At 65.3% G+C, this 7767-nt stretch carries 3 protein-coding genes and 1 pseudogene; 1 reads left to right on the plus strand and 3 read right to left on the minus strand.

Annotated features, from left to right (window positions below; all coding sequences use genetic code 11):
- On the plus strand, window positions 1-182 hold a 182-nt coding region (locus tag QZY03_RS11565), incomplete at its 5' end, for a hypothetical protein (RefSeq protein ID WP_295581140.1).
- Window positions 183-284: 102 nt separating this feature from the next.
- Here the strand turns inward: QZY03_RS11565 and QZY03_RS11570 are convergent.
- The 3 genes and pseudogenes from QZY03_RS11570 to QZY03_RS11580 form a co-directional block, all read right to left on the minus strand.
- Window positions 285-5861, minus strand: coding sequence for an alpha-2-macroglobulin family protein (locus tag QZY03_RS11570; protein ID WP_295581142.1), 5577 nt, complete (start codon window positions 5859-5861; stop codon window positions 285-287).
- 157 nt (window positions 5862-6018) lie between these two features.
- Window positions 6019-6259: pseudogene (locus tag QZY03_RS11575) on the minus strand (IS3 family transposase); the annotation flags it as partial.
- Window positions 6260-7024: 765 nt separating this feature from the next.
- Window positions 7025-7423: a hypothetical protein gene (locus tag QZY03_RS11580; protein ID WP_295581144.1), complete on the minus strand. Its 399-nt coding sequence runs from the start codon at window positions 7421-7423 to the stop codon at window positions 7025-7027.
- Between the last annotated feature and the right edge of the window lie 344 nt (window positions 7424-7767).

Genomic DNA, 7767 nt, shown 5'->3' on the forward strand with positions numbered 1-7767 from the left:
GCCTCCTGGGGCAACAGGCAGTCAATCCCTTTGACACCGCGGAGCGTCAACAGGTTGCCGCCGAGTACGCGACGCGCGGGAGCCAGGAGAATTCGCCACCAGTGTCAGGAACGAACCCCAACGATCGGCGGCCGGGATGTTGGGGTTCGTTCCTCACCCCAACCTACGGGCTAACCAATTGAAACCCAGCCGGGAGGTTGGGGTTCTAATATCCAGATAAACCCTTGGTGTAGGGGCGGGTTTGAAACCCGCCCTACGTCCGGTGATCACGTCCGACGGCGATATCAGGGACCCGTCCCCGTGACCGCCGCGCTCCCGGCCTCGGTCCAGGCCCGCCGCGCCGGGTCGTACATATCCTCCACCGATGCGGGCGGATGCGTGTAGGTACCGGGGGTGACTGCCCGCACCAGATAGCCCAGTTGGAACTCGGTCGGGTCATTGTCGTCGCGGTCCACGGCAGCGACGAAGCGGTCCGAGCGGAATTCCTGGTGGGCGGGGGCGTCGAGCAGGTTCAGACCCGGAATGCCGCCGATGTCCCCGGACTTGAGCAGGTTGGGATTGTCGATCTCCAGGCCGGCGGGCAATGGGTCATCGACGATCAGCCGCGCCGCCTGTTGGCGGTTCGCGCGCACCGTGACGACGGCCAGCAGCCGTCGGCCCTGGGGCAGGTTGGTCAACTCGGCGCGCCGGCCGTCCAGGTCATAGTAGGCGCGCTCGATGACATAGCCGTCGCCGCCCGCGGGCGGGGCGACGCGCGGAACACCCAGGGTGCCGACCATGGCATCCACCGGCTGGGTTCCCAGGTTCGCGATGACCACGGGGGCTGCGCCGAGCCGGGCGTCGTCGAAGCGGCCGAACCAGGCCCCCTTGACCGGCGTGCCGTCGACCGCGAGCGCAAGCCCCGCCCCGCCCTTGGTCAGCGCCTGGGCGGCGAGCAGCAGCCAGGCGTTGTCCTGGGTGCTGCGCCAGGTCTGGCGGGCGGCCAGATCCTGAACCTGGCCGGCCAGGGCCCGCAGATCCAGCGCGGCACTGCCGGACTCGGCGGCCAGGGCCAGCACGGCGGCGGCATCACGCAGGGGTGAACCGTAATCGGCGCGCCAGCCGGTGGCCGCCGGTGATCCGTTCAGGGCCGCGGCGGCGGCACTCAGGGCCTGATCCGCGCGGGTCCGGTCACCATAGAGCGCCAGTGCGGCACCGATCTGGGCTTGCGCCAGCGGTGACCCCAGGTCGCCGAGCCGCTCGTCGGCCAGGTAGCGCAGGTCGCCGATGGAGGCGCGGCCGTTGCGGGCCAGCACATAGACCGCATAGGCGTCCGCCGGGCCCGGATTGGTATAGGCGCCGCGATTCTTGAGGTTATCCAGCGCGGAGTCCAGGGCCGCCTGGGGGACTTCGAAGCCGCGCTCGCGGGCACGGGTCAGGAAGTCGGTGGCGAACGCGGACAACCAGAGGTCGTCACCGCCCGGACTCCAGGCTCCGAAACTGCCGTCAGCCGAGGTATTCGCCAGGATGCGGGTGATGGCGTCGCTGACCCGCGGGCCGACCGCGGCGTCACCGCGCAAGCCGGCGGCCAGCGCGACCTCGTCCAGATAGAGCAGCGGCAGCGCCCGGCTGGTCAGTTGCTCGGTGCAGCCGTGGGGATAGCGGTCCAGGGCGCGCAGGATGCCGGCAATGTCGAGCCGCCCCGCGCGGCTGACCGAGACCATGACCTCCCCGGTACCAGGGACCAACCCCTTCAGCAGATCCGCGGTCAAGCGCAGGCCGGCGCCGCCGGGAGCCAGTTCATGCCGGGTCGTCGTGAACTGGGCCGGCGCATTGTCACGCACCCCGAGGGTCAGGCGCTTGGTCAGCGTCAAACCGGTCGGCGTGGTGACGCGCACCACCAAGGTCTCGTCACCGACGGCGAGCGCCTCCAGCGGGAAACTGAGATCCTGACGGACGCCGGCGTCCAGCGTGATGCGGTGGGTGGCGTGCGCGGCCGTGGTGATCAGACCGCGCTCGGCAGTGATCGTGATCTCGGCCTCGGCGCTGGTGGCGGACGCGGGCGGCGCGCCGGGCTGGGGAGCGGCGTCCGGTTCCACCAGGGTGAGCCCGAGCAGCAGCCGCGAGCGGTCTCCGGGAGCGAGGAAGCGCGGCAGACTGGCGCTCACCACCACCGGGTCGCGCACCAGGGCATCCGCCACGCCGTGGCCAACACCCGCGGCGGTCCAGGCCATGGCCATCAGCCGCACGGTGCCGTTGAAGTCCGGGATCGGCACCTGGACCAGGGCCTGACCCTGCGCATCCAGCCGCACCACACCCGAGAAATAAGCCATCAATTCCTCGCTGGGCGGCGGTGCCAGCATGCGCATCCCGCCGCCGTCACCGCCGGAGCGCACCACTCCGGGGGCACCCTGCATCCGGTCGATCAACTGACCGTAGAGATCGCGGAACTCCAGACCCAGGCGACGCTGGCCGAAGTACCAGGTATCCGGTTCCGGCGGCTGGTAGCCGGTGACATTGAGGATGCCCTGATCCACCGCGGCCAGGGTGATATAGGCCTCGGCACCGGGCTGGAGATTCGGGATTGAGACGCGCACCGGCAGGCTGCCGCGGGGGCGGATGCCGGGGTCGATGCCCAGATCGACCGTGAGGCGCCGATCCTGCGGATCGACCCCGGCCCAGGCCAGCCCGATGGCCCGACCCGGCATCCGCCGGGCGGCCAGGTCCATCGGCCGATAGACGGCCGCGGTGACATAGGCGCCGGGACCCCAGTCGGCGGTGACCGGCAGTTCCAGGGTCGCGCCCGCGGCCGGCACGGCCACCGCCTGCATGGCGATCAGGCGGTCATCCACCACCATCACCAGCGCCAGACTGGGCTCAGCCGTCTTGCCGCGGGGTTCGAGATGCACCCGCGCCCGCTCGCCCACCCGATAGCTCGATTTGTCCAGTGACAGCTTGATCTGATCCGGCGTGTCGGCCGCGCGCGGCGCCACGTACCAACCGGCCTCGAAGCCCAGGCTGGCGGGCAGCAGGCCAGCGGCGTCGATCCGCAGGCGGTAGGCACCCCAGGCCACCGGGGCCTCTATTCGACCGGGGGCGTCCGCGTCCAGCGTCAGGGTGCCGCTGGCCACCCGCTTGGTCCGCTCGACCGGCTCGTAGTCAAAGGTGCCGTCCGCGCCGCGATACCACTGGAAGTCCGATTCGATCCGCTCCAGGGTCCAGGCCAGTGCAGCGGCAGCCCGGCGCGTCCCGTCACTCGCCAGGGCGATGACCTCGAATCCGGCGGTACCGCCCTCCTCCACCTCACCCTCGAACAGCGGGCGGACGCCGATGCGCGCCTGGCCGTCCAGCACCGGCAAACTCAGGGTGCGCTCGACCGGCCGACCGCCCGCGTCCAGCACCCGCACCAGCAGGTCGGCGGTCAACAGCCGGCTGGTCGGGGTCAGTTCGGGCAGCAGAATCTGGACCTCGGCCGCACCGGCCGCGTCCGTGGTGACGGGGTCGAGCGGTTGCTGCGTCGTCTCCGGCGCATCATCCACGAGACCGAAGCGGTAACCGGGATAGGCGGCCAGGCTCTCGGCCACCTTGACCAGGGTCTCGCCCTCGACCTTGAGCCCGGCGGCGGGCGCACCGTAAAGGAACCGCGCCTTGATCGGCAGGCTTGCCAGGGCGCGCGGGTCGAGCCCGGCACCGGGGGCGCTGAGCGCGAAGTCCAGACGCTCGGGCTGGAAATCTTCCACCAGAAAGGTCGTCTGTGCCAGCGGCTCGCCCTTGGGATCGGCATAGGCCAGCGCGCGCCAGGTGCCGCGCTGTGCGGACCCATTGAGAACCAGATCCGCCTGGTGACCGCCGAGGCCGCTGTCCGCTACCTGCATCCGCTCGCGCTCCACCCCGTCGGGGCGGCGGATCACCAGCGTCAACGGCACGCCGGGGGCGGCCCGCGCCTGCGGGTCGCGCACCAGGGCGGTCAGGTGCACCGTCTCACCGGGACGATAGACGCCGCGCTCGGCCGTCAGGAAGAGGTCCAGCGGCTTGGGCGCGGGACGGCCCTCGACGCCACGGTCGGAGAGATCGAATGGATTGCGGGTCAGGTCCAGGAACCCATAGTCACCATCGGCCGCCTCGGCGGTCACCAGCACCGGCGCATTGCCGCCGCTGCCGCGCAGCAGACCGGGCTCGAAGCGGGCATAACCGGCACTGTCGGTGGCAGCCGTGCCCAGCACCTCGTTGTTACGGGCGACGAGCCGCAGTTTGACCCCGGCGACCGGGGCCGCGCTGGAGAGTGACCGCACCAGAGTGTGCAGACCGTCGTTCCCGGTCAGGGTGGTCAGACCCAGGTCGGACACCACGAACCACTGGGTGGCGATGGACGACGAACACCCCTCGTCACACGCCTGACTTTGACCTGGCGTCAGGAGTCGGGCGGGTTTAGCCGTCAGTGCGTAGACGCCGGGTTTGAGATCCGGCACCAGGGCGCCCACCGGGATGGCCGTGGTGACCTCCTGGTTCAACTGACCCTGGACCTCGACGGTACCGGTCCAGATCTCGGCACCGCTCTGATCGGCAATCTGCTCGGACTGGTAAGGCTCAAGCTGCTTGAGGAAGGGGCCGTCCCCCAGCGCCGACGCGATCGAGCGGTCGCCGATGCGGTAGACCTTGGCGTCCAGTCGGTCGGCATTCACCGAGACCACCGGGATCGCCGCTTCGCCGCCCTTGGGCAGCACATAGGCGCGGCCGGCGAAACGTGCCGCGGGGGAACGGTCGCCGACCTTGATGTCCAGGTCGACGGTCTGCTGGAGCGTCTCACCCGTAGTCGCGGGCAGACCCTGCCGCACCTGGACGGCATAGCGCCCGCCGTGGCTCACGCCATCGACACAGATCTGCCGCTCTTCCACCTCCACCGCGAGGCCCTGACCGTCCGGGATCTTCACGAAATCCGCCAGATTGGGCTTGCGCCGCTCCAGGGCCTCGGAGAATTCGATGCAGACGCGCGGTGTGGCGCTCTCCGCGTCCACCCGATGATTGGTGATACGGAACCCGTGATCTGCTTGGAGCTTGTCAAGATCCTTGCGCACCGCCGGGTCCTCGCGCACGGCCAGGGCGGCGGTCAGGGCACCCATGGCCGGTCGCCACTGCTCGCGCACCTGGAAGGCGCGCCCCAGCGCAAGCAGCGACTGGACCCGCTGGGCCTCGTTCGCGGCCGTGAGATAGGCATTGACCGCCGCGGCACCGGCCTGCGCCTTGCGCTGTTGCCGCAGGTTCCAGTCCTCCGGCTGCGCGGCGGCCAGTGTCTCGGACAGCCCGACCCACAGCGCCGAGTCATCCGGAGCCAGGCGGACCGCCGCCGCGGCGAGACTCACCGCCGGCTCGCCGTTGCCCGTCCCGCGGGCGGCGCGCAGGGCCGCGGTCAATTCAGGCAGGCCCTGATCCTTCAGGGTCTTCAAGGCATCCGGCGCCATCAGGCCGGTCAGACCCTGGGCCAGTTTACCGGCCGCGGCCAGGGTATCCGCCGGGAGGAACCCCAGATCGGCGGCGCGGCGTTCAGCCAGGCTGGCGCCGGACCCATCCACCACCCGTCCGGAGATGGCCCCGACGAAGGTCCGCAGATCGCGAAACTGATCTTTGAGGAAACACCAGCGCGCCTTGGTGTTATAGGTGAACGCGCGGCAATTGGCCGTGGTGAGACACGCGGACTCGCAGGCCGTCAGATCCACGTCCTTCAGCACCTGGATATCGCGGCCGTAATAGTCCGCGTCCTCGATCACCAGCAACTGGCGGCTGGGTGCCGGGGCCGCCAGTGTCCAGGCGGGCACCAGCGCCGCCAACAGCAGCCAGAGCGGGAATGACAGCGGGACACGCGGCGAGAATCGGAGGCCGGACATGAAACAACTCCTGTCGAGTGGTGAGCGCGCCCGGTCAGTATAGAGCCTGGCGCCCGCGCAGGCACGCGCGGCCTGAGGGATTTCGGTCAGATCGCCTGATTCTACTTCGTCACATTGGCAGCTTTCAGACCGATCGCTTACGCCGTTGCGCTAGCACCCCCGCCAAGGCACATTGCCGGGTGAGCGCCAGCGTCGCGTCACGCGCGATCCACGCACGCAGGGTGCTCACAAGCTCACCCCGGACTTATTTTTCAGCCAGTCCAGTTCCATCTTCAACCGCCCGATCTCGCTGTAGAGACGCTCCGGCCCAGCCTGATAGTCTACTTTCTGGCGTCCACGATGGGTTTCCAACAGCGTTCCGGCTGATCCAGGATCGCCTTCTTCCACTGCCCCACCTGGACCATTTCCGTACCAACGAGACACATTGCTGCATTGTACCAATGTCGTTTTTTCTCGGCCTGAGGGCGAAGCCGCGCACACTATTTCCCGCTCGTAATGAGGGACCTGCCTGCAGGCCACTGTTTGCCGTCACTATTCCGATAAATGACTGGAAATGGCGATTAGTGACGCAAATAAGCCGTAAACGCGCTATACTATTAGTTGAAGATCGCATCTTCGCGATTATTCCAATATAAGTACTTCAACAGAATACTTTATAAGACGAAATTATGTTAAGTGACTGTTTCTGAACGTTTGTTGTTTTCGTTCTTTTCCGATTTCTTATAAATAATTGTATTGATGTACTTACCCGGAGGCTGAAGGCATCGCTCATTGTAACGACCTGCAAGCATCCGCAGCCAGACCCACAAAATTCACGATTTTCGGCTCGGATTAGTCGTTTCGGCGAAACCGTCGTTTCACCGAATCATCGGCGCGACCTTCCAGTGCCGCCTGGAACCGCGATTTTCGGATCCGGAATCAAGAAAAAACGCGTTTCCACACCAGCGCGGTTGTAAGCAGAGTCAATCTCCCCATACTTGGTCGGGCAAGACCTCATGGCACATCGCCTCAAGTATGCAGGCCACGGTGCGTCGCTGAACGTTCGATTAACTCAGTAACGCCCATAAAAGAACGACGAGGCGGACAAATCATGCATACTTTATGTAGCTATCGCGACACCCACAGTGAGCTGCGCAACATCATCGAAGAACTGCGCGCGGTACTCACCTTAGAGCAATTGCGCCTACGCCCCAACGCGAAGTCCGCGTATGCACGGTCGGCTCAAGGTCTTTGCGTGCGCTGTTATGCTTAACTTCTAATTGAATTTGACCATTTTCTCGACCAATAATACCCAGAACCGGAGGTCGATCTGAATCCCAGGTACCATGACCGCGGGTTTGGTTCCCTCGGCGACGTGGCGGGTCGTTCGGGTCTGGATGCTTAATGCCTTTTTCGCCAGCATTCTGATACATTTCATCAACTTCCGTCACCTCCTCTGACATAGGCGCCCGAATACAGGCGCTAGCTGCAAGGTCTTGAATTATATGGCGCCGCTGAAGCAAATGCTTACGATCTATATCCAATTCCTGAGCCAGATGGAGAGTTGACTCGACTTTGGCCATTTTGGCAGTCTCGCAGGGAGCTAACTTCTTGAAATACTTTGAGGGCGAAAAATTAAACGGGGGCCAGGAGACCTTAACGCCGGAATTTTACCCCTCGTGAATTTTTATCTCCTCATAACTTTCTGATATTCATGTTATTTACGCCAATGAAAAATGGCCAAAGTCGAGTTGAGGTTCCCTGCGCAATACCTTGTAAGATGCGAACTATAACCGGGCATTTATGATGCGTTCCCTGCCAGATAGTCTTTGAAAATGCGTTATATACTCGCTATAGCCTATTTTTGCGATTTTTAAATCAGTTTACCTGATATTTAACAATCGCTTATATTTAATAAATATCGTAA

Source organism: uncultured Lamprocystis sp. (assembly GCF_903933125.1).
Classification (GTDB): domain Bacteria; phylum Pseudomonadota; class Gammaproteobacteria; order Chromatiales; family Chromatiaceae; genus Thiodictyon.

Bases quoted from the DNA above. Each gene is read 5' to 3' on its own strand.
- QZY03_RS11570 (WP_295581142.1), bottom strand. From the start codon at position 5,861: ATGTCCGGCCTCCGATTCTCGCCGCGTGTCCCGCTGTCATTCCCGCTC.
- QZY03_RS11580 (WP_295581144.1), bottom strand. From the start codon at position 7,423: ATGGCCAAAGTCGAGTCAACTCTCCATCTGGCTCAGGAATTGGATATA.